The 23,984-nt window shown below is 70.3% G+C and carries 22 protein-coding genes, 2 pseudogenes and 1 riboswitch; of the genes and pseudogenes, 9 read left to right on the forward strand and 15 right to left on the reverse strand.

Annotated elements, in window-relative coordinates; translation table 11 throughout:
* Positions 1-262 precede the first annotated feature (262 nt).
* Both cyc1 and ACWEN3_RS04220 read left to right on the forward strand, forming a co-directional pair.
* The gene (cyc1, locus tag ACWEN3_RS04215; RefSeq protein WP_452965440.1) at positions 263-1,348 is read left to right on the forward strand and encodes an epi-isozizaene synthase; all 1,086 of its coding nucleotides are present in this window, start codon (positions 263-265) and stop codon (positions 1,346-1,348) included.
* On the forward strand, positions 1,345-2,715 hold the full coding sequence (locus tag ACWEN3_RS04220; protein ID WP_452965442.1) for a bifunctional albaflavenone monooxygenase/terpene synthase: 1,371 nt from the start codon (positions 1,345-1,347) through the stop codon (positions 2,713-2,715). Before cyc1 ends, ACWEN3_RS04220 begins: the two co-directional genes overlap by 4 nt.
* Positions 2,716-2,742: 27 nt before the next feature.
* Here the strand turns inward: ACWEN3_RS04220 and ACWEN3_RS04225 are convergent, their stop codons facing one another.
* Positions 2,743-3,705, reverse strand: a complete 963-nt coding sequence (locus ACWEN3_RS04225; protein WP_452965444.1) for a GlxA family transcriptional regulator — start codon at positions 3,703-3,705, stop codon at positions 2,743-2,745.
* A 93-nt stretch (positions 3,706-3,798) separates the two neighbouring features.
* On the opposite strand from ACWEN3_RS04225, the gene ACWEN3_RS04230 reads away from it, so the two are divergent.
* On the forward strand, positions 3,799-4,032 hold the full coding sequence (locus tag ACWEN3_RS04230) for a hypothetical protein (protein WP_452965446.1): 234 nt from the start codon (positions 3,799-3,801) through the stop codon (positions 4,030-4,032).
* A 15-nt stretch (positions 4,033-4,047) separates the two neighbouring features.
* Here the strand turns inward: ACWEN3_RS04230 and ACWEN3_RS04235 are convergent, their stop codons facing one another.
* From ACWEN3_RS04235 to nagB, 7 genes are all read right to left on the reverse strand, one after another.
* Positions 4,048-5,055, reverse strand: coding sequence for a ribonucleotide-diphosphate reductase subunit beta (locus ACWEN3_RS04235; RefSeq protein ID WP_452965449.1), 1,008 nt, complete (start codon positions 5,053-5,055; stop codon positions 4,048-4,050).
* Positions 5,055-7,406: a ribonucleoside-diphosphate reductase subunit alpha gene (locus ACWEN3_RS04240; protein ID WP_452965451.1), complete on the reverse strand. Its 2,352-nt coding sequence runs from the start codon at positions 7,404-7,406 to the stop codon at positions 5,055-5,057. The genes ACWEN3_RS04235 and ACWEN3_RS04240 overlap by 1 nt, the downstream gene beginning before the upstream one ends.
* 125 nt (positions 7,407-7,531) lie before the next feature.
* A riboswitch (cobalamin riboswitch) is annotated at positions 7,532-7,656 on the reverse strand.
* A gap of 52 nt (positions 7,657-7,708) precedes the next feature.
* Complete coding sequence (locus ACWEN3_RS04245; protein ID WP_452965454.1) at positions 7,709-8,215, reverse strand: GNAT family N-acetyltransferase; 507 nt, start codon at positions 8,213-8,215, stop codon at positions 7,709-7,711.
* A gap of 74 nt (positions 8,216-8,289) precedes the next feature.
* Complete coding sequence (mctP, locus tag ACWEN3_RS04250) at positions 8,290-9,918, reverse strand: monocarboxylate uptake permease MctP (RefSeq protein WP_452965456.1); 1,629 nt, start codon at positions 9,916-9,918, stop codon at positions 8,290-8,292.
* Entirely contained in the window at positions 9,915-10,175 is a 261-nt protein-coding gene (locus ACWEN3_RS04255) for a DUF3311 domain-containing protein (protein ID WP_452965459.1), read from the reverse strand. The genes mctP and ACWEN3_RS04255 overlap by 4 nt, the downstream gene beginning before the upstream one ends.
* A gap of 122 nt (positions 10,176-10,297) precedes the next feature.
* Positions 10,298-11,062: a GntR family transcriptional regulator gene (locus tag ACWEN3_RS04260; protein ID WP_452965460.1), complete on the reverse strand. Its 765-nt coding sequence runs from the start codon at positions 11,060-11,062 to the stop codon at positions 10,298-10,300.
* A gap of 160 nt (positions 11,063-11,222) precedes the next feature.
* The gene (gene nagB / locus ACWEN3_RS04265) at positions 11,223-12,008 is read right to left on the reverse strand and encodes a glucosamine-6-phosphate deaminase (RefSeq protein ID WP_452965462.1); all 786 of its coding nucleotides are present in this window, start codon (positions 12,006-12,008) and stop codon (positions 11,223-11,225) included.
* 122 nt (positions 12,009-12,130) lie between these two features.
* On the opposite strand from nagB, the gene ACWEN3_RS04270 reads away from it, so the two are divergent.
* Together ACWEN3_RS04270 and ACWEN3_RS04275 are read left to right on the forward strand one after the other, a co-directional pair.
* Positions 12,131-12,760, forward strand: coding sequence for a TetR/AcrR family transcriptional regulator (locus ACWEN3_RS04270; protein WP_452965465.1), 630 nt, complete (start codon positions 12,131-12,133; stop codon positions 12,758-12,760).
* A gap of 384 nt (positions 12,761-13,144) precedes the next feature.
* A complete protein-coding gene (locus ACWEN3_RS04275) occupies positions 13,145-14,611 on the forward strand; it encodes a sensor histidine kinase (protein ID WP_452965466.1) in 1,467 nt (488 codons plus the stop codon).
* 221 nt (positions 14,612-14,832) lie between these two features.
* On the opposite strand, the gene ACWEN3_RS04280 is transcribed toward ACWEN3_RS04275, so the two are convergent.
* Both ACWEN3_RS04280 and ACWEN3_RS04285 read right to left on the reverse strand, forming a co-directional pair.
* Entirely contained in the window at positions 14,833-15,090 is a 258-nt protein-coding gene (locus tag ACWEN3_RS04280) for a WhiB family transcriptional regulator (protein WP_003992873.1), read from the reverse strand.
* A 321-nt stretch (positions 15,091-15,411) separates the two neighbouring features.
* Complete coding sequence (locus ACWEN3_RS04285) at positions 15,412-16,380, reverse strand: diacylglycerol/lipid kinase family protein (protein WP_452965468.1); 969 nt, start codon at positions 16,378-16,380, stop codon at positions 15,412-15,414.
* A gap of 136 nt (positions 16,381-16,516) precedes the next feature.
* On the opposite strand from ACWEN3_RS04285, the gene ACWEN3_RS04290 reads away from it, so the two are divergent.
* Positions 16,517-16,987: a hypothetical protein gene (locus tag ACWEN3_RS04290; RefSeq protein ID WP_452965471.1), complete on the forward strand. Its 471-nt coding sequence runs from the start codon at positions 16,517-16,519 to the stop codon at positions 16,985-16,987.
* Positions 16,988-16,993: 6 nt separating this feature from the next.
* Here the strand turns inward: ACWEN3_RS04290 and ACWEN3_RS04295 are convergent, their stop codons facing one another.
* From ACWEN3_RS04295 to ACWEN3_RS04305, 3 genes are all read right to left on the reverse strand, one after another.
* Positions 16,994-18,085: an RNA polymerase sigma factor SigF gene (locus ACWEN3_RS04295; protein WP_452965473.1), complete on the reverse strand. Its 1,092-nt coding sequence runs from the start codon at positions 18,083-18,085 to the stop codon at positions 16,994-16,996.
* Positions 18,086-18,102: 17 nt separating this feature from the next.
* Positions 18,103-18,519, reverse strand: a complete 417-nt coding sequence (locus tag ACWEN3_RS04300) for an ATP-binding protein (RefSeq protein WP_009190566.1) — start codon at positions 18,517-18,519, stop codon at positions 18,103-18,105.
* A 302-nt stretch (positions 18,520-18,821) separates the two neighbouring features.
* The gene (locus tag ACWEN3_RS04305) at positions 18,822-19,082 is read right to left on the reverse strand and encodes a UBP-type zinc finger domain-containing protein (protein WP_452965476.1); all 261 of its coding nucleotides are present in this window, start codon (positions 19,080-19,082) and stop codon (positions 18,822-18,824) included.
* A gap of 63 nt (positions 19,083-19,145) precedes the next feature.
* Between ACWEN3_RS04305 and ACWEN3_RS04310 the strand changes: the two genes are divergently transcribed.
* Positions 19,146-20,741, forward strand: a complete 1,596-nt coding sequence (locus tag ACWEN3_RS04310; RefSeq protein ID WP_452965479.1) for a Na+/H+ antiporter — start codon at positions 19,146-19,148, stop codon at positions 20,739-20,741.
* Between the two features lie 24 nt (positions 20,742-20,765).
* On the opposite strand, the gene ACWEN3_RS04315 is transcribed toward ACWEN3_RS04310, so the two are convergent.
* Together ACWEN3_RS04315 and ACWEN3_RS04320 are read right to left on the reverse strand one after the other, a co-directional pair.
* The gene (locus ACWEN3_RS04315; protein WP_452965481.1) at positions 20,766-21,662 is read right to left on the reverse strand and encodes a 1-aminocyclopropane-1-carboxylate deaminase/D-cysteine desulfhydrase; all 897 of its coding nucleotides are present in this window, start codon (positions 21,660-21,662) and stop codon (positions 20,766-20,768) included.
* 113 nt (positions 21,663-21,775) lie between these two features.
* Positions 21,776-21,853: pseudogene (locus ACWEN3_RS04320) on the reverse strand (N-acetylmuramoyl-L-alanine amidase); the annotation flags it as partial.
* Positions 21,854-22,028: 175 nt separating this feature from the next.
* Between ACWEN3_RS04320 and ACWEN3_RS04325 the strand changes: the two are divergent.
* Positions 22,029-23,435 (forward strand): family 2B encapsulin nanocompartment shell protein, encoded by a 1,407-nt coding sequence (locus tag ACWEN3_RS04325; protein ID WP_452965484.1) that lies wholly within the window; start codon positions 22,029-22,031, stop codon positions 23,433-23,435.
* A gap of 112 nt (positions 23,436-23,547) precedes the next feature.
* Positions 23,548-23,984 (forward strand): annotated as a pseudogene (locus ACWEN3_RS04330) (hypothetical protein); the annotation flags it as partial.

Below are 23,984 nucleotides of genomic sequence, written 5' to 3' on the forward strand. Positions count from 1 at the left end.
GGATCACTCCCGGCCGGGCGCCCTTCGCGTTGCCCCTCTTCGCTCATCAGTGCGTCGTACAACCGGTCGGATCCAAGTCCCTAGTGATCCTTAATCAGTCACGCAAGGGGGGTTTCTCGGCACCTCGGGGTAGTGAGTGAAGCAAATCCGTTCCCACGGCGGTCAGTTGTGGTGCTGAATGGAAGAGCGGGATACGCAACGGCGCACGCCCGGGCACAGCGGGAGGGGCGTGCGCACCTGGCGGCCGAGAGGGGTTTGTTCTGTGCAAGCTTTCCCACACAGCACCACGGCGACACCGAGGGCGGTGGTAGTGCCGCCCTCACTGGCACTGCCGGTGATCGAGTCCGCCTTTCCCCGGCAACTGCATCCGTATTGGCCGCAACTCCAGGAGAAGACACGGCGCTGGCTGCTCGAAAAGCGGCTCATGCCGGCGGACAAGGTGCAGGAATATGCCGACGGACTTTGCTACACCGACCTCATGGCGGGCTACTACACAGACGCCCCCGACGAGGTCCTGCAGGCCATAGCCGACTACAGCGCGTGGTTCTTCGTCTGGGACGACCGCCACGACCGGGACATCGTCCACGGCCGGGTGGGCGACTGGCGGCGGCTGAGGTACCGCCTGCACGCGGCCCTCGACGCACCCCGGCACCATCTGCACCATCCCGACCCACTGGTGGCGGGATTCGCCGACAGCGTGCTGCGGCTGTACGGCTTCCTGCCGCACACCTGGAACCAGCGGTTCGCCCGGCACTTCCACGCGGTCGTCGAGGCCTACGACCGCGAGTTCCGCAACCGCACCGAGGGATACATACCCGGCGTCGAGGAATACCTCGCCCTGCGCCGGCTGACCTTCGCGCACTGGGTATGGACGGATCTGCTGGAGCCCAGCGCCGGCTGTGAACTCCCGGTCGCCGTGCGGAAATTCCCTGCCTATCGCCGGGCCGCGCTGCTCAGTCAGGAATTCGCCGCCTGGTACAACGATCTGTGCTCGCTGCCGAAGGAAATAGCGGGCGACGAGGTCCACAATCTCGGAATCAGCCTCATCACCCATGAGGGGCTGACGCTCGAAGAAGCGGTGGACGAGGTCAGACATCGGGTCGAGGAATGCATCAGCGAATTCCTCGAAGCCGAGGCGGACGCCCTGCGGTTCGCCGACGAACTCGCCGACGGCACGGTCCACGGAAAGGAATTGAGCGCCGCCGTGCAGACCTGCGTCGGCAATATGCGCAACTGGTTCAGCTCCGTCTACTGGTTCCACCACGAGTCCGGCCGCTACATGGTCGACACCTGGGACGACCGGTCCACGCCCCCGTACGTCACGAACGAAGCGGCAGGTGAGAAATGACCGTCGAGTCCGTGAGGCCCGTGACCTCCGAGCCAACGGAGCCGCTCGAACCGCCCCTGGCCGGGGGCGCCGTGCCGGTCCTCGGGCACGGCCTGAAACTGGTCCGCGACCCGCTGGCCTTCATGTCCCGGCTGGGCGAGCACGGCGACATCGTGCGCCTGAAGCTGGGCCCCAAGACGGTGTACGCCGTCACCACGCCGGCGCTCACCGGCGCACTCGCGCTCAGCCCCGACTTCAAGATCGACGGTCCCCTGTGGGAGTCCCTCGAAGGGCTGCTCGGCAAGGAGGGCGTGGCCACCGCCAACGGCCCCCGGCACCGCCGCCAGCGCCGCACCATCCAGCCCGCGTTCCGGCTGGACGCCATACCGGACTACGGGCCCGTCATGGAGGAGGAGGCGCACGCGCTGACCGAACGCTGGCAGCCGGGCGGGACCATCGACTGCACCTCCGAGTCCTTCCGGGTCGCCGTCCGCATCGCCGCCCGCTGTCTGCTGCGCGGCGAGTTCATGGACGAGCGCGCCGAGCGGCTCAGCATCGACCTCGCCAGCGTCTTCCGCGGTATGTACCGGAGGATGGTGGTCCCCTTGGGACCGCTGTACCGGCTGCCGTTCCCGGCCAACCGCGAATTCAACCGGGCGCTGGCCGATTTGCATCTGCTGGTGGATGAGATCGTCGCCGAGCGGAGGGCATCTGGTCAAAAGCCGGACGATTTGCTGACGGCATTGCTGGAGGCGAAGGACGACAATGGGGACCCCATCGGGGAACAGGAGATCCACGACCAGGTCGTCGCGATACTCACCCCCGGCAGCGAAACAGTGGCGTCCACGATCATGTGGCTGCTCCAGGTCCTAGCGGAACACCCGGAACACGCCGAGAAGGTACGGACCGAGGTCGAATCCGTGACCGGTGGCCGACCCGTCGGATTCGAGGACGTCCGCTCGCTCACGCACACCAACAATGTCGTCGTCGAGGCCATGCGGCTCAGGCCCGCCGTATGGATATTGACGCGGCGCGCGATCACCGACACCACGCTCGGCGGCTATCGCATTCCGGCCGGTGCGGACATCGTCTACAGCCCGTACGCGATCCAGCGGGACGCCCGTTCCTACGCCCGCCACCTCGACTTCGACCCCGACCGATGGCTGCCGGAGCGGGCCAAGGAGGTGCCGAAGTACGCCATGAGCCCGTTCAGCGTGGGCAACCGCAAGTGTCCCAGCGACCACTTCTCCATGACCCAGCTGAGCCTGATCACCGCGGCCGTCTCGGCGAAGTACCGCTTCGAGCAGGTCGGCGGGTCCGACGACAGCACCCGCGTGGGCATCACGCTCCGCCCGCACAGCCTGCTGCTCAGGCCCGTGGAGTGGTGACGGGCGACTCCTGATACCGGCGCGCGCTCAGGCGGCCTGGGGGCCCCGGAACGCGCGCCGGTAGGCGTGGGGCGTGGTGCCGAGCGCCCGTACAAACTGATGCCGCAGCGCAGCCGCCGTGCCGAACCCGGTGCGCCAGGCGATCGCGTCCACGGTCTCGTCGGTGCCCTCCAGCAACTCCTGGGCGCGCAGCACCCGTTGCCGCAGGATCCACCGGTAGGGGGTGGTCCCGGTCTCCTGCTGGAACCGGCGGGCGAAGGTGCGCGGGGCCATGTGGGCGCGGGCGGCGAGCTGCTCCACGGTCACCTCCTCGTCGAGGTGCTCCTCCATCCACACCAGCACCTCACCGACCGTGTCGCACGGGGCCTTCGGCAGCGGACGCTCGATGAACTGCGCCTGCCCGCCGTCGCGGTGCGGCGGCACCACCATCCGCCGGGCGATCCTGTTGGCGACCTCGGGACCCTGCTCCTTGCGCACCAGGTGCAGACAGGCGTCGATCCCGGCCGCGGTGCCGGCCGACGTGATCACCGGGTCCTCGTCGACGTACAGCACGTCCGGTTCGACGGTCAGCCGGGGATACCGGCGGGCCAGCTCCTCCGCGTGGTGCCAGTGCACGGCGCAGCGCCGGTCGTCCAGCAGCCCGGCGGCGGCCAGGACGAAGACCCCCGAGCAGACGCTGAGCACCCGGGCGCCGCGGTCCACGGCACGGCGCAGGGCGTCCAGCAGCTCGGGCGGGAACGTCCGGGAGGCGTAGTGGGACCCGGCCGGCACGGCGATCAGATCGGCCGACTCCAGGCGCTCCGGGCCGTGCTCCACCTGGAGGGCGAACCCCCCGTTGGCGCGCAGCACGGGCCCCTCGGCCGAGGCCACCGCGAAGTCGTACACCGGCAGGCCCTCGTCACTGCGGTCGGTGCCGAAGACCTCGCAGACGACGGCCATCTCGAAGGGGTTCACGCCGTCGAGGAGGACGGCGACCACGTTCCGCAACATGCCGCCAGTGTGCCTCGGTGGTGGCAGGAAATCGAGGGTATGCGGCAGTCCTGCCACTCGCGGTAAGGAGCGTCCGGCGCGAGATTGGTGTCCATGACGACGACACAGACAGAAGGACTGCTCGGAATGATCGCCGTGATCGGCATCCTGGGGCTCCTGGTCCTGCCCGCGGTGATCGGCATCGTGCGCGACAGGGCCGTCGACCGCCAGCTCAGGGAGGCGGCCCGAAGGGAGGCGTTCCGAAGGGAGGCGGGCAGTAGGGAGGCAATCCGTAGGGAGGCGGCGCGGAAGCCGCACCGCCCCCGTCACGGAGCCCACCCCGCGTGACGCCGAGGCGGCCGGTCAGAAGTCCTCGTCCAGGTCGACGGTTCCCTCGACCGCGACCTGGTACGCCGACGGGCGGCGCTCGAAGAAGTTGGTCAGCTCCTGGACCCCCTGCAGTTCCATGAAGGAGAAGGGGTTCTCCGAGCCGTAGACGGGCGCGAAGCCGAGCCGGCCGAGACGCTGGTCCGCGACGCACTCCAGGTACTGGCGCATCGAGTCGGTGTTCATGCCCGGCAGGCCGTCACCGCACAGGTCCCGCGCGAACTGGAGCTCGGCCTCGACGGCCCCCTTCAGCATGTCGGTGACCTGCTGTTCGAGTGCGTCGTCGAAGAGGTCCGGCTCCTCCTTGCGGACGGTGTCGACGACCTCGAAGGCGAAGGACATGTGCATCGTCTCGTCGCGGAACACCCAGTTGGTGCCGGTGGCCAGACCGTGCAGCAGACCCCGGCTGCGGAACCAGTAGACGTACGCGAAGGCGCCGTAGAAGAACAGGCCCTCGATGCACGCGGCGAAGCAGATCAGGTTCAGCAGGAAGCGGCGGCGGTCGGCCTTCGTCTCCAGTCGGTCGAGCTTCTCCACCGAGTCCATCCACGTGAAGCAGAACCGCGCCTTCTCGCGGATGGACGGGATGTTCTCGATCGCCGCGAAGGCCGCGGTCCGCTCCTCCGGGTCGGGCAGGTAGGTGTCCAGCAGGGTCAGATAGAACTGGACGTGCACGGCCTCCTCGAACAGCTGGCGCGACAGGTACAGGCGCGCCTCCGGGGAGTTGATGTGCTTGTAGAGGGTCAGCACCAGGTTGTTCGCGACGATCGAGTCGCCCGTCGCGAAGAAGGCCACCAGCCGGCCGATCAGGTGCTGTTCGCCCGGAGTGAGCTTCGCGAGGTCGGCGACGTCCGAGTGGAGGTCGACCTCCTCCACGGTCCAGGTGTTCTTGATGGCGTCCCGGTAGCGCTCGTAGAAGTCGGGGTAGCGCATCGGGCGGAGAGTCAGCTCGAAGCCGGGGTCGAGCAGGTTCTGGTGGGACATCACTGACAGGCCTCGCAGGACTCGGGGTTTTCCAGGGAGCAGGCGACCGCTTCGGGGTCCGGGGTGGCCTGCACGGGGACGGTGGCTCGGGCCGCGCGGGCGATCCGGGTCGCCGGGCGCGAGCGCAGGTAGTACGTCGTCTTCAGGCCCGACTTCCAGGCGTACGCGTACATCGAGGAGAGCTTGCCGATCGTCGGCGTCTCCAGGAACAGGTTCAGCGACTGCGCCTGGTCCAGGAACGGGGTGCGGGCCGCGGCCATGTCGATCAGGCCGCGCTGCGGGATCTCCCAGGCCGTGCGGTACAGCGTCCGCACGTCCTCCGGGATCCAGGCGAAGCCCTGCACCGAGCCGTTCGAGTCGCGCAGCGCCTCACGGGTGCGCGCGTCCCAGACGCCCAGGTCCTTCAGGTCCTGCACCAGGTAGGAGTTGACCTGGAGGAACTCACCCGACAGCGTCTCGCGCTTGAACAGGTTCGACACCTGCGGCTCGATGCACTCGTAGACACCGGCGATGGAGGCGATGGTGGCCGTCGGGGCGATGGCGAGGAGCAGCGAGTTGCGCATGCCGATCGCCGCGATCCGCTCGCGCAGCGCCGCCCAGCGCTCCGGCCAGGTCAGCTGCGCGCCGTAGTGGTCCGGGTGCAGCACACCGCGCGCGGTACGGGTCTTCTCCCAGGCCGGCAGCGGGCCGTTGTGCTCGGCGAGGTCGGCGGAGGTCTCGTACGCGGCGAGCATGACGCGCTCGGCGATCCGGGTGGACAGCGCCCGGGCCTCGGGCGAGTCGAAGGGCAGGCGCAGCTTGAAGAAGACGTCCTGCAGGCCCATCGCGCCGAGGCCGACCGGCCGCCACCTGGCGTTGGACCGGCCCGCCTGCTCGGTCGGGTAGAAGTTGATGTCGACCACGCGGTCGAGGAAGGTGACGGCCGTGCGGACCGTCGCGTCCAGCCGCTCCCAGTCGATGTCCCCGCCGCTCACGAAGGCGCCGAGGTTGACGGAGCCGAGGTTGCAGACCGCCGTCTCGCCGTCGTTCGTGACCTCCAGGATCTCCGTGCAGAGGTTGGAGGAGTGGATGACGTGGCCCGGCTCGGCCGTCTGGTTGGCGGTGCGGTTGGCGGCGTCCTTGAAGGTCATCCAGCCGTTGCCGGTCTGCGCGAGGGTGCGCATCATGCGGCCGTACAGGTCGCGGGCCGGGAGGGTCTTCTTCGCGAGCCCCTCGCGCTCCGCCTCGCGGTAGGCGGCGTCGAACTCCTCGCCCCACAGGTCGACCAGCCCGGGCACGTCCGAGGGGGAGAACAGCGACCACTTCCCGTCGGCCTCGACCCGGCGCATGAACTCGTCCGGGACCCAGTGCGCGAGGTTCAGGTTGTGCGTACGGCGGGCGTCCTCACCGGTGTTGTCCCGCAGCTCCAGGAACTCCTCGATGTCGGAGTGCCAGGTCTCCAGGTACACCGCGGCCGCGCCCTTGCGCCGGCCGCCCTGGTTCACGGCGGCGACCGAGGCGTCGAGGGTCTTCAGGAACGGCACGATGCCGTTGGAGTGCCCGTTGGTGCCCCGGATCAGCGAACCGCGGCTGCGGATGCGGGAGTACGACAGACCGATGCCGCCGGCGTGCTTGGAGAGGCGGGCGACCTGGTGGTAGCGGTCGTAGAGGGAGTCCAGCTCGTCCAGCGGGGAGTCCAGCAGGTAGCAGGACGACATCTGGGGGTGCCGGGTGCCGGAGTTGAAGAGCGTGGGGGAGGAGGGCAGGTAGTCGAGGCGGCTCATGAGCCCGTAGAGCGCGGCGACCTCGTCGACGGAGCGGACGGTGTCGTCCTCGGCCAGACCGGCGGCGACCCGCAGCATGAAGTGCTGGGGCGTCTCGACGACCCTGCGGGTGATCGGGTGCCGCAGCAGGTAGCGGCTGTGCAGGGTGCGCAGCCCGAAGTAGCCGAAGCGGTCGTCGGCGGCCGGGTCGATCAGCAGGTCCAGCCGCCCGGTGTGCAGCCGCACGAACTCGGCGGTCCGGTCGGCGATCAGGCCCTCCCGGTGGCCGACGGCCACGGACTCGGTGAACGACGTCACGCCCTGCGAGGCGGCCTCGGCGCGGATGGAGACGGTCAGCAGCCGGGCGGCCAACCGGGAGTAGGCGGGGTCCTCGGAGATGAGTCCCGCGGCGGCCTCCGTGGCCAGCTCGCGCAGCTCCGACTCGTCCGCGCGGGCGGACCGGCCGCGCAGCGCGGCGGCGGCGACCCGGCCGGGGTCGGCGTCGGGGAGGTCGGCGGTCAGCTCGGTCAGGGTCCGCAGCAGCGCGGCACCGGGTCCGTCGTTCTCCAGACCTGTGGCTGAAGCCGGTTCGGCTGGCGCGATGGTCACGTGGGGCTCTCCCTCGCTCGGCACGCGGGCCTGGCGGAGGGCAGAGGGCAGTCACGAGCGCACACGGCGTCGCGTCCACCGGCCCACTCCACGAGGCCCGGACGTCTCAGGGCACCCGGACCGGACGGCCGGGTGCGCTGCCGGCAGGTCCTCGGACTTGAACAGGCGTGCGGATGCACGCAAGTACACCGTTGCGGGACAGTTCCGGATTCGCACCGGATTCCCCTGCGGCGACAGCGAGCATGAGCATACATCTAGTGTCGGGCTGTCGTGTCACCCCCAGATGTTGTGTCGCTCCGGCTTCACAGCGTCAACTTGTAGGTGAGGAGCGTGATGTCGTCCAGGTGCGGCACGGGATTCCAGTCCCGCTCGGGAGTGCGAACGAAGCCGAGGCGTTCGTAGAGCCGATGGGCGGTGTGCATGGCGCGCCGGCTCGACAGGACGACGGAGACGCAGCCTTCCGTGGTGCGGGCGCGCTCGACGCAACCTCTGACGAGGGCCTCGCCGACGCCCTTCCCGCGCGCCCCGTGCCCGACGGCCAGGGCGCGGATCTCCGCCTCCCCGGGGCCCGCGATGTCGGCGACGGGGCCGCCGCCGGGGACGAAGGTGACGCCGCCGAGCGGTTCGCCGTCCCGGACCGCCACGAGCACCTCGGCCGCGGCGGCCCGCCGCGCGACGTCCCTCAGCACGGGCAGGTACTCGTCGTCCTCGCCGTAGTCGAGGAGGCCGTCGTCGAGGTAGGCCCGGGCGGTGATCTCACCGAGGGAGCCGTACTCGTCGGGTGTGGCGTGCCGGATCAGGAAGTCCATGGGACCGAGTCTGCTGGAGGAGTACGGCGACGGGCCGCCGGTTTTTCTCCGGCGGCCCGTCGTACGGCGGTGGTTCAGTGACCGGTGCCCGCGGTCGCGGGCGGAAGCTCCACCTGGACACCGGGGTCGCCCGCGTCCGCCGTGTAGTCGTCCGGCCTGGTCTCGTCGACGCCCTCGGGGGCCTTCAGGGCCTTCAGGACGAAGGTGAGGACCACGGTCACCACGACGTTGAGCACGAAGGCCGTGAGGCCGATGTAGCCGATCTCGCCGATGCCCGGGATCTCCTTCGCCGAACCACCGAAGTGCTTCTGGGTCGGCGAGGCGACGCCGTACGCGGCGACCGTGCCGTAGACCATGCCGACCGCCCAGCCGGCGAGCAGGGCCCAGCGGTGGAACCAGCGGGTGAACAGGCCGCCGACCAGGGCCGGGAAGGTCTGCAGGATCCAGATGCCGCCCAGCAGCTGGAAGTTGATGGCGACCGTCTTGTCCATGGTGAGGACGAAGGCCAGCGCGCCCACCTTGACCAGCAGCGACACGAGCTTGGAGACCTGCGCCTCCTGCTTCGGCGTGGCGTCCGGCTTGATGAAGTCCTTGTAGATGTTGCGGGTGAAGAGGTTCGCGGCCGCGATGGACATGATGGCCGCGGGGACCAGGGCGCCGATGCCGATGGCGGCGAACGCCACGCCCGCGAACCAGTCGGGGAACATGTCCTCGAACAGCTGCGGGATCGCCAGCTGACCGTTGGTGACCTTCACCCCGGCCGCGATCGCCATGAAGCCCAGCAGGGCCAGCAGGCCGAGCATGAGGGAGTACAGCGGCAGGAGCGTGGTGTTGCGCCGGATCACCTCACGGCTCTTGGAGGAGAGCGTCGCGGTGATCGAGTGCGGGTACATGAACAGGGCGAGCGCGGAGCCGAGGGCCAGCGTCGCGTACGTCCACTGGCCTGCCGCCGGGGGCGTGAGCGTCCCGCGCGGCTTGCCGGTGGCCGGGTTGACCTGGCTGAACGCGTGGGCCGCCTTGGCGAAGATGTCGTCGAACCCGCCCAGCTTGATCGGGATGTAGATGATCGCCACCGCGATGACGATGTAGATCAGCGCGTCCTTCACGAACGCGATCAGCGCGGGGGCCCGCAGACCCGACGAGTACGTGTAGGCGGCCAGCACGCCGAAGGCGATCAGCAGGGGCAGGTCCTTCACGAACCAGTTGGTGTTGTCCCCGCCGCCGACGCCCATCACGTCCAGCACCGCCTGGATGCCGACGAGCTGCAGCGCGATGTACGGCATCGTCGCGAGGATGCCGGTCAGCGCCACCGCGAGCGACAGGCCCTTGGAGCCGAACCGGCCGCGCACGAAGTCGGAGGTGGTGACGTACCCGTGGCGGTGCGAGACCGACCACAGACGGGGCAGGAAGGTGAAGATCAGCGGGTAGACCAGGATGGTGTACGGCACCGCGAAGAAGCCGGACGCGCCCGCCGCGTAGATCGCCGCGGGTACGGCGACGAAGGTGTACGCCGTGTACAGGTCACCGCCGAGCAGGAACCAGGTGATCCAGGTCCCGAACGACCGTCCGCCCAGGCCCCATTCGTCCAGGGAGTGCTCGTTGTCGGCCCTGCGCCAGCGGGCGGCGAGGAAGCCCATGACCGTGACGGCCAGGAAGAAGAAGATGAAGACGCCGAGCGCGACGCCGTTGACGCCGTTCTTCACTCGGCACCGCCCTTCCGGGCAGCGCGGCCGCGCTGGTCGTGCTGCCACAGCTTGTACGCGAGCATCGTGAGTGCGGTGGAGATCAGCACCCAGGCCATCTGGTACCAGTAGAAGAACGGGATCCCGATGAACGCGGGATCCGTCTTCGCGTACGAGTCGACCCAGAGCATCGCCACGAACGGCGCGACGAGACACACGCCGATGATCACCCGGACCGGTGTCACTAGCGGTGGTCTCACTTCAGGCGTTTCGGACATGCCATGCTCCGTCCCCTCGCTGATCATCTGTGTAACGCGCAGGCAATCTAGGTGACGGGGTCGCGGCAGTGGAAGACCTCGGCCGTATCTCGGTATGTCGATTCGGCGAACGGGTGTGGGTTCTAGTCGGCCGGCCGCTTGAGCCGGGCCACGAACTTGTAGCGGTCGCCCCGGTAGACGGACCGCACCCACTCCACCGGCTTGCCCTCGTGGTCCAGGGAGTGCCGGGAGAGCATCAGCATGGGCAGTCCGACGTCGGTGCCCAGCAGGCTCGCCTCGCGCGGGGTGGCGAGGGAGGTCTCGATGGTCTCCTCGGCCTCGGCCAGATGGACGTCGTAGACCTCGGCGAGCGCGGTGTAGAGGGACGTGTACTTCACCAGGGAGCGTCTGAGGGCCGGGAAGCGCTTGGCCGACAGGTGCGTGGTCTCGATCGCCATGGGCTCGCCGTTGGCCATGCGCAGCCGCTCGATGCGCAGCACGCGTCCGCCGGCGGCGATGTCTAGCAGCTCGGCGAGCCGGTCGTCGGCGGTGATGTAGCCGATGTCCAGCAGCTGCGAGGTCGGCTCCAGGCCCTGGGCGCGCATGTCCTCGGTGTAGGAGGTGAGCTGGAGCGCCTGGGAGACCTTGGGCTTGGCGACGAAGGTGCCCTTGCCCTGGATGCGTTCGAGCCGGCCCTCCACGACCAGCTCCTGCAGGGCCTGGCGGACGGTGGTGCGGGACGTGTCGAACTCGGCCGCGAGCGTGCGCTCGGGCGGGACCGGCGTGCCCGGTGCCTGCGTCTCCGTCATGTCGAGCAGGTGCTTCTTCAGGCGGTAGTACTTCGGCACGCGCGCGGTACGGACGGTCGCGCCGGCCTCGTTCTCCGCACTGCTGACGTCGGTGCTCATGCTCTGCCTTCCCGGCTCCGGATGCCGAAAGCGACCGACATCCCATCGGCCACGGCTCACATCGTGGCACGGGTTCCGCTGTCAGGACTCCACCCGCACGCTCCGTGATCTTCTCTATATACCGCCGCGGCGCGGTTGGTCTAGTCCATCGGGCGGCGGACTAGATCCCCTGCCACTCCGGCTTGCCCGCGTAGGTGTGCCGGAAGTAGTCGGCCAGCTTCAGCTCGGAGGCCGCCGCCTCGTCGACGACCACCGTGGCGTGCGGGTGGAGCTGGAGCGCGGAGGCCGGGCAGACGGCCGCGACCGGGCCCTCCACGGTCGCGGCGACCGCGTCCGCCTTGCCCTCGCCGGTCGCCAGCAGCACCAGGTGGCGTGCTTCCAGGATGGTGCCGATGCCCTGGGTGATGACGTGGTGCGGCACCTGCTCGATGTCGCCGTCGAAGAAGCGCGCGTTGTCGATCCGGGTCCGCTCGGTCAGGGTCTTGATCCGGGTGCGCGAGGCGAGCGAGGAGCACGGCTCGTTGAATCCGATGTGGCCGTCGGTCCCGATGCCGAGCAACTGCAGGTCGACGCCGCCGGCCCCGGCGAGCGCGCGGTCGTACGCCGTGCACGCCGCCTGGACGTCCTCGGCCGTGCCGTCGGGTCCGAGGAACGCGTCCATGCCTATCCCGAGCGGCTCCAGCACCTCCCGGCGCAGCACCGAGCGGTAGGACTCGGGGTGGTCGGCGGGCAGCCCCACGTACTCGTCGAGCTGGGCGATCCGCGCCCGCGAGGCGTCCACGGCGCCGGCGCGCACCTTGGCCGTCAGCGCCTGGTAGACGGGCAGCGGGGTGGAGCCGGTGGCCACGCCGAGCAGGGCGTCGGGCTTGCGTCGCAGCAGCCGGGCCATGGCCTCGGCGATCAGCTCGCCGCCCGCCGCGGCGTCCGGAACGATGACAACTTCCACGCTGGGCCTGCCGTTCTGGAGAGGGCTGTGTGCGTCTATGTGGTTTAGACCAATCTAACAGAGCCGGGTCCGGAGGACCCCCCTCTGTATATTTTTCTAGGGTCCGCTATAAAATGGCCGGCATGGTGACCGGGCAGGAGACGAACGCACAGGCCAAGTCCGTCAGACCGCGTGGCCGCCCGCGCTCCTTCGATCGTGCCACCGCCCTGGAGAAGGCGCTCCTGGCCTTCTGGGAACACGGCTACGAGGCCACCTCGGTCTCGGACCTCACCCGGATCATGGGCATCGGCGCTCCCAGCCTGTACGCGGCCTTCGGTGACAAGCGGACCCTGTTCGAGGAGGTCGTCCGCGTCTACGCCGGCACGCACGGCGCCTTCGCGCAGCGCGCGCTGGCGGAGGAGCCCACCGCCCGCGCGGCCGTCGCGCGCCTGCTGCGCGAGGCCGCCGCGCGGTACACCGATCCCGCCCACCCCTTCGGCTCCCTGGTCGCGCACGCCGCCACCAACTGCACCACCCCCGAGGTCGAGCGGCTGCTGCGGGACCGGCGCACCGCCGGCATCGCCGCCCTCGAAGCCCGGATCCGGGCGGACGTCACGGCCGGGCTGCTCCCGGCCGCCACCGACGCCCCCGCCCTCGCCCGGCACGCCGGCGCGCTGATCCAGGGCATGTCCCAGCAGGCCCGGGACGGCGCGAGCCGAAGGGATCTCGAGGCGCTGGCGGAAATTGCCATGGCCATCTGGCCCCATGGCTGACCCGGGCGGGCTAGGCTGCGTGGCATCGAGTGCCAACGCCGCGGGCGCACGCCCGCGCGGGCATGGACACGCCCCGTGGTCTAGTCCACAATCGAAGAGAGCGATTCTGGCAGAGCGGTTCGAGGAGAACGGCTCGACAGAAACGTTCCCAGGAGAACAAGCCTCCGTCTTCCCCGCACAGGAAGGCGGATCGAGGAACCGGTGCTCTCTGCCCTGACTGCCCCGGCTCCTCGACCTTCGGCCGACCGGGACCGCACACCCCACGGCCGATGATGCTCCGGGCTGCGGTGCCGGGAGGGTTGAGGGTCCCTTCCAGGCGCCGCGGCCCGCGGGTGTTTTTTCGGCCATTCGCGGGCCGCGGGTACGCTCGCAGACGTGCCCTCCATGAACGAACTGGTCCGCCAGCACACCGCCCTCGACGACTCCGATCTCGAGTGGCTCCACCTGCTGGTCTCGGAGTGGCAGCTGCTCTCCGACCTCTCCTTCGCCGACCTGGTCCTGTGGGTGCCGACCCGGGACGGCACCCGGTACGTCTCGGTCGCCCAGATGCGCCCCAACACCGGCCCGACCTCCTACCAGGACGACATGGTCGGCCACCTCGTCCCGCGCGGCCGGCGGCCCATGCTGGACGCGGCGCTGGACGAGGGCCGGATCGTGCGCGAGGGCGACCCGGAGTGGCGTGAAGAGGTCCCCGTACGGGTCGAGTCCATCCCGGTACGGCGCGAGGCCCGCGTCCTCGGCGTGATCGCCCGCAACACCAACCTGCTCACGGTCCGCACCCCGAGCCGACTGGAGCTGACCTACCTCCAGAGCGCCTCCGACCTCGCGCAGATGATCGCGGCCGGTTCCTTCCCCTTCCCGAACCAGCAGGTCGACATGGACGCCTCGCCGCGGGTCGGCGACGGCCTGATCCGGCTGGACATCGACGGCATCGTCCAGTACGCCTCCCCGAACGCCCTGTCCGCCTACCACCGCCTCGGCCTCGCCGCCGACCTGGTCGGTCAGCATCTGGGACAGACCACCGCCGAACTCGCCCCCACCCGCGGCCCGGTGGACGAGGCGCTCGCCAAGGCGGCCAGCGGCTGGGCCCCGCGCGAGTTCGAGATCGAGGCCAACGACGGGGTGATCCAGTTCCGGGCCATCCCGCTCAAGCCCAAGGGCACCCGTATCGGCTCGCTGGTGCTGTGCCGGGACGTCACCGAACTCCGGCGCCGCGAGCGGGAGTTGATCACCAAGGACGCCACCATCCGGGAGATCCACCACCGGGTGAAGAACAACCTCCAGACGGTCGCCGCCCTGCTGCGTCTGCAGGCCCGGCGCATCGGGTCCGAGCGCGGCCGGGAGGCCCTGGAGGAGGCGGTACGGCGCGTCGGCTCCATCGCCATCGTGCATGAGACGCTGTCTCAGAACCTGGACGAGCGGGTGGAGTTCGACGACATCGCCGACCGCGTGCTCGCGATGGTCGCCGAGATCTCGCCGGGCAAGGTGACCGGCCGGCGCAGCGGACGGTTCGGGATACTCGACGCCGAGGTGGCCACCCCGCTGTCGATGGTGCTCACCGAGGTCCTCCAGAACGCCCTCGAACACGGCTTCCGCGAGGGCGACACCGGCACGGTGGAGGTCTCCGCGATCCGTGGCGGCACCACCAAGGAGGCGCGCCTCCTGGTCACCGTCCAGGACGACGGCGTCGGCCTGCCCGAGGGCTTCGACCCGCACCGCTCGGGCAACCTGGGCCTGCAGATCGTACGGACCCTGGTGGAGGGCGAGTTGGGCGGCACCTTCGACATGGTGCCGGCGCCGGAGCGGGGGACCAGCGTGATCCTGGACATCCCGGTGCGGGCGCAGAAGTGAGCGATCGCCTTGTCGTGACGGGCCGTCGCATGCACGGGTGCGAGGGGGACCGGGCGCAGCAAAAGGCCCCGGACCGCCATCGGTCCGGGGCTTGTGCTCGTTGCTGCTCTGCTTAAATCGCTAAGCGCATCGGGGGATACTGCGCGCTGCGGCTCGGGGGCGGGAGATGCGTACGCGATGTACGCGCCGCCAAGCTCAGGCTGTCAGCAGGGGTGGGAGTGTCAGGCGGAGGCCTGACGAGCCCGGTTGCGGGCGGCGCGGCGCTTCATGGCGCGGCGCTCGTCCTCGCTGAGACCACCCCAGACGCCGGAGTCCTGACCGGACTCGAGCGCCCACTGCAGACACTGCTCGATCACCGGGCAGCGACGGCAGACGGCCTTGGCTTCCTCGATCTGCAGCAGCGCAGGACCGGTGTTGCCGATGGGGAAGAAGAGCTCGGGGTCTTCCTCGCGGCAAACGGCGTTGTGACGCCAGTCCATGGCTGCTACCTCTCCTTGGTATTACATGCAAGTTGCTTGTGAATGTGAACGCTTTCACGAATCCCTCAACAAGTGAAGGGCCGATCGCCGAGTCTTCCCCGGCGTGGTCCTTGGGTTTGAAGAGGGGTTCTGGTGATCAGTGGAGGCTGGTGTTGCGGGCCGTCCCGATCGCCACGTAGAGACTCGCAAACCTCAGCGACGGATACAACCCCTTCCGGAAAGTTTTTTTTGATTCCTCGGTGTCGACTGGGTCACAGCCGTACTTCCATGGGGTGGATCCTGGCCTAAACGTTCGAGTGAAAGGACTTTCGCCCGTTCCGCTCACACAATCACACGCAGTGCGCGGCGTACGCCTGTGAACGTCACGCTCGTTCGCAGCCCCAGGTGGTCACCGTCCATCTGGAGGGGCAGAGGGACCTTCGAATGCAAGGTGAACCGGTCCAGATCGTGCAGCGAGAGGACGTGCCTGCCATGGGGTCCGCGCTCGGGGGACGAAGTGAGCAACTGGGTGCCATACCGGGCAACCGCGGCCGCCGAGAGGCGGCTGAGACCGAGCACGTCGATGCCCGTATCGAACGAAGCCTTAGGCGACGTGTACATCGGGCGATTGCCGAGATACGTCCAAGGCGACGTGTTCGAGACTATGGCGACCACAAGATCCTGGATCGGGTCCTCGCCGGGCCGCTCCATGGTGATCGCGCCGTGCCGGCGGTGCGGCTCGCCGAGGTACTGCCGGATGACCTGACGTACGTACAGCGCGTGCGTCGACTTCCTCCCGCGCTCGCGCTGCTGCTCGACCCGGCCGACCACACCCGCGTCGAAGCCGAGTCCGGCGTTGAAGGTGAACCAGCGGTCCGGCACCGCCCCGTCCTCCGTGCCGGGCGTGCCCGAGGCCATCCCGAGGCCGACCACCCGCTCGCGGCCCTCGCGCAGGGCGTCCAGCAGGGCGCCGGTGGCCTCGACGGGATCGTTGGGCAGACCCAGGGCGCGGGCGAAGACGTTCGTGGACCCGCCGGGGACGACGGCGAGGCCGGGCAGGCGGTCCAGGGCGGGGCCCGCGTGCAGAAGGCCGTTGACGACCTCGTTGACCGTGCCGTCACCGCCGAGCGCCACCACCATGTCGATGTCGTCGCTGTCCGCCGCCTGCCGGCCGAGGTCGCGCGCGTGGCCGCGGTACTCGGTGGTGACCGCCTCCAGCTTCATCTCGCTCGCCAGCGCGTGGATCAGGACATCACGCCTGCGTGCGCTTGTGGTGGTTGCCGCCGGATTGACCACGAGAAGTGCACGCATGGATGGCAGCGTACCTACTGGGTGGTACTCGGCCCAGACCGAGGTAGGGATCCGGTAAGAGGGGCGGGCGTGAGCCTGGACACTCGGGGCCGCGGGCCGCGGCGGGGGCCGCCGGGGTGCGGGCTACCCTGCTGGGGTGAGCAGTGAGCAGAATCCCGCCCGGAGCACAGCGGACACCGGGGACACCGCAGAGGCCGCCGTCGCCGCCGGGCCGCGTCCGCGTCGGCTGACGTACGCGGCCGTGCTGGCCGGACTGGAAGGCGTCGCGCTGATGGCCGGCGGCCTGTGGGTGCTCGTGCTCGGATTCACCGGCGCTCCGGACGACCGGCAGCAGGCGGTGACCCTGGGGATCACCCTGGCCGTGCTCGCGCTGCTGCCGCTGCTCGCCGCGCGCGGCCTGCTGCTGCGGCGCGGCTGGAGCCGTGGCCCGGCAGTGATCACGCAGGTCATGGCCCTTCCGGTGGCCTACAACCTGCTCAAGGCCGACAGCATGGCCATCCCGGCCGGTATCGCCCTGGGAGTGATCGCCCTGGCGGCCCTGGTGCTCCTCGTGAACGGTGAGACGACCCGGGCCCTCGGCATCAAGGGGCCGGGCCGGGGCGAGTAGCCGCCCTCACTCCTCGACCAGGAGCTTCTCCCGCAGCTGGGCCAGTGTGCGGGCCAGCAGCCGCGAGACGTGCATCTGGGAGATGCCGACCTCCTGCGCGATCTGCGACTGGGTCATGTTCCCGAAGAAGCGCAGCAGCAGGATCCGCTTCTCGCGCGGCGGCAGGTCCTCCAGCAGCGGCTTCAGGGACTCGCGGTACTCCACGCCCTCCAGCGCCTCGTCCTCGGCGCCGAGGGTGTCGGCGACCGCCGGGGACTCGTCGTCGGTGTCGGGGACGTCCAGGGACAGCGTGGAGTACGCGTTCGCGGACTCCAGGCCCTCCAGGACCTCCTCCTCGGAGATGGCGAGCTTCTCGGCCAGCTCGTGCACGGTGGGGGAGCGGCCGTGCCGCTGGGACAGCTCGGCCGTCGCCGTGGTCAGGGCGAGCCGCAGCTCCTGGAGCCGGCGCGGCACGCGGACCGCCCAGCCCTTGTCGCGGAAGTGCCGCTTGATCTCGCCGACGACGGTCGGGGTGGCGTACGTGGAGAACTCCACGCCGCGCTCCGGGTCGAACCGGTCGACGGACTTGATCAGGCCGATGGTGGCGACCTGGGTGAGGTCGTCCAGCGGCTCGCCGCGGTTGCGGAACCGGCGCGCCAGGTGCTCCACGAGCGGCAGGTGCATACGGACCAGCTGATTGCGCAGTTCGGCGTACTCCCGGCTGCCGTCCTGCAGCTTGCGCAGCTCGACGAACATCGCCCGCGCCCCGGTGCGGTCCTGGGGCTCGTGGTGTGCGGCATGCACGGCCTCGGCGCCCGGCGCGTCGTCCTCGGCGTACCGCTCGTGCTCGCTCATCGTCCCGCCCGTAGCCCTTCCCCGAGCCCTCGCCCCCGTGCGGGATTTCTCCGCGGGCGGACCCTGCACGGAACCGTCGCCGCCGACCGGTGTGGCTTCGTCCTCCGGGTGCGGTCTGGCCTGCTCGGGGATGCCGTCGATGCCGTCCGCCATGCGGCGGGAACCGTCCAGGGGGTTCTCCCCGGGCGTCTCGTCCGCGTTCGACCGGAGGGCACCCCCGTCCCCGGTCGGCAGCTCCCGTGTGCCGCGCTCTTCGTCCCGCACCGGACCGTCCCCGTTCCTCACGCCGGCCCGGGACCCGCGCCGCGCTGTTTGTAGAGGCTGATGGACACCGTCTTGTCCTCGTCGACGGCGGACGAGACCTTGCCCGCGAGGGCCGACAGCACGGTCCAGGCGAAAGTGTCACGCGAGGGGGCGTGACCGTCCGTGGTCGGTGCGGACACCGTGACCTCCAGCGAGTCGTCGACGAGCCGGAAGACACAGCTGAGCACCGAGCCGGGCACGGCCTGCTGGAGCAGGATCGCGCAGGCCTCGTCCACGGCGATGCGCAGGTCCTCGATCTCGTCCAGGGTGAAGTCCAAGCGGGCCGCGAGACCGGCCGTGGCCGTCCGCAGCACCGACAGGTAGGCACCCGCAGCCGGCAGCCTGACTTCCACGAAGTCCTGGTTCGCCGCGGGCTCGCCTGCGATCTGGGACACCCTCACCTCCATGGTGGTACAAGCTTTACGGGGCCGAGGGTTGCCCCCCGGGGTAACGCGTCAGTGGTTCAAGCGGTGACGCTATCGCGCTCCGAACGTTTCTGTCCCCGGGACCCCAACCCCCTGGCGTCACTCACAGTAAAGCTGTGGATACGCTCCGTGTCTAGAGGGTTTGCGGGCCCAAATGGGAAGAGCGCGCGCCGGGTTGACGTACCCAGACGTCAGACGCTCGAACCGTCGTACGGCCACCGCCGCATGCAGTGTCACACGAGAACACGGTCGAACGGGAACACGATCACCGATCAGACGAGTACGTGGTCGACGAAGCACCACCGCCAGTCCTCGCCGGGCTCGAACGTCCGCATGACCGGGTGACCGGACTGGGCGTGGTGCTCGGTCGCGTGCCGCCCGGGCGAGGAGTCGCAGCAGCCGACGTGGCCACAGCTCAGGCAGAGCCGCAGTTGTACCGGGTGCGTCCCCTGCGCCAGACACTCCGGGCAGGTCGCGCTCAGCGGCTCGGGTTCCGGGTGCGGCAGCACGTCGGAGTGCGTGCACTGTTTCATGATTGCCAGATTACGACGGGTGTGCGGGTGGCCGCGCGGAAAAAAAGAGGGTGGGCGAGGACCATGGACGTGATGCCGCTGCTGTTGCTGGTGGCGGGCAGTGCCGCGGTCGCGGGGGCGGCCAGGCGCACACCGGTTCCGGCGCCGCTGCTGCTGGTCGCGGTGGGCCTGGCGGTGTCGTACGTCCCCGGGATCCCCGACTACACACTCGACCCCGACGTCGTCCTGCCCCTGGTGCTGCCCCCGCTGCTGTACAAGGAGGGCACCGAGAGCTCGTACCTCGACCTGCGGGCGCAGACGCGTCCCGTCGCGCTGCTGTCCGTCGGGTACGTGCTGTTCGCGACCTTCGTCGTCGGCTGGGTCGCCTACCTCGTCGTCCCGGGGCTGCCGCTGCCCGCCGCGCTGGTGCTCGGCGCGGTCGTGGCGCCGACGGACGCGGTCGCGGCCGCGGCGATCGCGCGCCGGGTCGGGCTGCCGTCCCGGATCACCACCATCCTCCAGGGTGAGTCCCTGCTGAACGACGCCACCGCGATCACCGCCTACAAGGTGGCCCTCGCCGCCGCCGTGGGCGTGGGCTCCACCTGGACCGGCGGCATCGGCGAGTTCCTGCGCGCGGCGGTCGGCGGTGTCCTCGTCGGCCTGGTGCTCATGGTGCCGATCCACTGGCTGCGCACACACCTGACGGAGGCGCTGCTGCAGAACACCCTCTCCCTGCTGATCCCGTTCGTCGCCTACGGGGTCGCCGAGCAGGTGCACGCCTCGGGCGTCCTCGCGGTCGTGGTGGTCGCCGTCTACCTCGGACACCGAGCCTGGGAGGTCGACTTCGCCACCCGGCTCCAGGAGGAGGCGGTGTGGAGGATGGTCGCCTTCCTGCTGGAGTCCGCGGTGTTCGCGCTGATCGGCCTGCAACTGCCGCCCGTCCTCAGGGGACTCGAGGCGTACCACGGAACCGACGCGGCCTGGTACGCCGTCGTCGTCTTCCTGGTGGTCGTCGCGGCCCGGTTCGTGTGGGTGTACCCGGCGGCCTTCGTGCCGCGCCTGCTCTCCCGGCGCATCCGGGAGCGCGAGGAGAGCCCCACCTGGCGGGCGCCGGTCGTGACGTCCTGGGCCGCCATGCGGGGCGTGGTGTCCCTGGCCATCGCCTTCTCGATCCCGCTCACGGTGCGCGGCGGCGCGCCCTTCCCGCAGCGCAACCTGATCCTCTTCCTGACGTTCACCACGGTCATCGGCACGCTGGTCGTGCAGGGCCTGACGCTCGCCCCGCTGATCCGCCTGATGAAGTTCCCCGCCCGCGACCAGCAGGCCGAGACGCTCGCCGAGGCCAACGCCCAGGCGCAGGCCTCCCGGGCCGCCGAGAGCCGCCTGGACGAACTCCTCTCCGACGAGCGCAACGAGCTGCCGCCGCCGCTCGCCGACCGGCTGCGCGACGTCCTGGAGCGTCGCCGCAACGCCGTCTGGGAGCGGCTCGGCCAGGTCAACCCGGTCACCGGCGAGTCCGTGGACGACACCTACCGCCGGCTGTCCCGCGAGATGATCAGCGCCGAACGCGAGGTCTTCGTCAGACTCCGCGACCACCGCTACATCGACGACGAGATGCTGCGCGCCCTGCTCAGACGTCTGGACCTGGAGGAGGCGGCCGCGTACCGGGAGGCGGCCTAGGGTCCGCCTCCCGCCGTACCGGCCCTAGCCCTCGGGGAACGGCCGGCCGGTGACGACGGCCGCGACGGTCGTGCCGCGGGCGAAGGCGCCCTCCTCGGCGAGGGCGACAAGTCCGTACAGCAACTTGGCGACATAGAGCCGTTCCACGGGCAGCCCGTGGCGGTCCTCGAAGTCGGCCGCGAACGCGTCGAGTTCGGGGGCCGTACGCGCGTAGCCGCCGAAATGGAAGCGGTCGTCCAGGGACCAGGTGCCGGTACGGGCGCCGAAGGCACGTTCCTGCAGGGCCTGTACGTCGGCCGCCAGGAAGCCGCCCTTGAGGACCGGTACGCCGAGGGCCCGCTGCCGCCCGGTCAGCCCGGCGGCGAGCCCCGCGAGGGTGCCGGTGCCGCAGGCGACCGCGACGACGTCGGCGCGGTCGCGCAGCTCCTCGCCGAGGGCCCGGCAGCCGTGCACGGCCTCGGCGTTGCTGCCGCCCTCGGGGACGACGTACGCCTGCTCGGCGCCGGCCGCGCACAGGATCGCGGCCAGGGTCTCCGGCTCGGCCTTGCGCCGATAGGTCGATCTGTCGACGAAGTGCAGACGCATGCCGTCGGCAGCGCACCGGGCCAGGGACGGGTTGAGCGGGCGGTCGGCCAGCTCCTGGCCGCGGACCACCCCGGTGGTCCGCAGCCCCAGCAGCCGGCCGGCCGCGGCGGTGGCCCGCAGGTGGTTGGAGTAGGCCCCGCCGAAGGTGACCAGCGCCCGGCCGTCCGCCGCCGCGATGTTCGGCACCAGCTTGCGCCACTTGTTGCCGATCAGCTCCGGGTGGATCAGGTCGTCCCGCTTGAGCGACAGCCGCAGCCCGCGCCGCTCGAAACGGTCGTCCCGCAGCTCCTGGAGGGGCGAGGGGAGGCGGGGGGTGAGGGGGGCCGGGCTGGTCACCGCTTCATTGTCGCCCGCCCCCGGGTCCCGGAGACGCCGGGAGCCCGAAAGGGGGGCGGGGAAGCGCGCGGCCGGCCGCCGCGCACCCGCGGCCGTTCACGGCGGGGCCGCCGGTCGCCGACCTCGACGACGGTGACGCCCTCCGCGCGGACGGCCTCCAGAAATCCGTGCGCGGACATGGGCGGGGCCATGGCCGACTCCGGACCGCGAGAACTTGTACAAGGTCCCTCTTTGTGCCCAGTAATGCGATGATCCATTCCCGCTCTTTCGGGTAATGGCGCGGCCACGCTGAGTGATGGAAGGCTCGATCTCGAGACCGGTGCTCCCTGCGATTCGGCATCGGGCATACACGGGAGGCGTTTCCACATGTCGGTAGGCGAAGAGGTCCGCACTGATCAGGGCAAGCCGCAGCAGTCCCTCGGGACGGCGGCAGCGCGGAACCTGGCCACGACCACCAAGTCCGTTCCACAGATGCAGGAGATCAGCTCCCGCTGGCTGCTGCGCACGCTCCCCTGGGTGGACGTCCAGGGCGGCACGTACCGGGTGAACCGGCGGCTGGCGTACACCGTCGGCGACGGCCGCATCACCTTCGTGAAGACCGGCGACCAGGTGGAGGTGATCCCCGCCGAACTCGGCGAGCTGCCGGCGCTGCGGTCGTACGAGGACGAGGAGGTGCTGACCGAGCTGGCCCGCCGGTGCCGCCAGCGGGAATTCGCGCCCGGCGAGGTGATCGCCGACTTCGGCAACCGTACCGACGAGGTGTACCTGCTCGCGCACGGCAGGGTCGAGAAGATCGGCACCGGTCCCTACGGCGACGACTCCGTCCTCGGAGTCCTGGCCGACGGCGCCTACTTCGGCGACCAGGCGCTGCTCGACCCGGACGCCATCTGGGACTACACGGTCCGCGCGGACACCGCGACCACGGTGCTGATCCTCGGCCGCCAGGACTTCGAGCAGGTCGCCGAGCGCTCCGACTCGCTGCGCGCGCACGTCGAGAGCGTGCGCTCGATCCCCGAGCAGCGCACCAACAAGTACGGCGAGAAGGAGGTCGCGCTGGCGGCCGGCCACTCCGGCGAGCCCGACATCCCGCACACCTTCGTCGACTACGAGCCCCGGCCCCGTGAGTACGAGCTCAGCATCGCCCAGACCGTGCTGCGCATCCACACGCGCGTGGCCGACCTGTACAACCAGCCGATGAACCAGACCGAGCAGCAGCTGCGGCTCACGGTCGAGGCGCTGAAGGAGCGCCAGGAGCACGAGCTGGTCAACAACCCGGAGTTCGGCCTGCTCAGCAACTGCGAGTACGACCAGCGGATCCAGCCGCACGACGGCGTGCCCAGCCCCGACGACATGGACGAGCTGCTCAGCCGCCGCCGCAGCACCAAGCTGTTCCTCGCCCACCCGCGTGCCATCGCCGCGTTCGGGCGCGAGCTGAACAAGCGGGGGCTCGTTCCGGAGAGCGTCGACGTCGCCGGCAACCGCATCCCCACCTGGCGCGGTGTGCCGATCTACCCGTGCAACAAGATCCCGATCAGCGAGGCCCGTACGACCTCGATCCTCGCCCTGCGGACCGGCGAGGACGAACAGGGTGTCATCGGCCTGCGGCAGTCCGGCCTCCCGGACGAGATCGAGCCGAGCCTGTCCGTCCGGTTCATGGGCATCAACGAACAGGCCATCATCAAGTACCTGGTGACGGCCTACTACTCGGCCGCCGTGCTGGTGCCGGACGCGCTCGGCGTGCTGGAGAACGTCGAGATCGGCCGCTGGAGGTGACGTCTCCGCACGTCGCGGCCGTGTCTTCGCCCTCCGGGGCGGGTACACCCTCGGGATACGCGTCCGTCCGCGCCGGCGACGCCGGCGCCCGCGGACTTGGCGAGGGGGAGGCATGGCCGAGTTCATGACGGAGACCGAACAGCGTTGCCCAGGAGTGCCGCACCCCGGCACACCGGGGGAACGGCGGGGGACCTGCGGCACCGGCGCCGGTCCGCTCGACGGGCAGGAGGCGGCGGCACTGCTGGAGCGGACCCGGGCCGTGGTGGACCCGGAGCTGCGCGCGGCCGTCGAGTCGCTGCCCGGCGCGATGCGCCGGATCGCGCGCTACCACTTCGGCTGGGAGCACGTGGACGGCACCCCGGCGGCGGGCAACGCGGGCAAGGCGATCAGGCCTGCCCTGGTGCTCGCCGCGGCCGCGGCGCTCGGCGGCCCGGCGGCCCGGGCGGGGGGCGGGGGGGGCGCCGCCGCGGGCGGAGTGGGGCACGACGTGGCCCGCTTGCAAGACCACCGGGTGGGCCCGGGGCACCACCCCCCCCCCCCGCGCCGCGG

It is taken from the genome of Streptomyces sp. NPDC004561 (assembly GCF_053602155.1).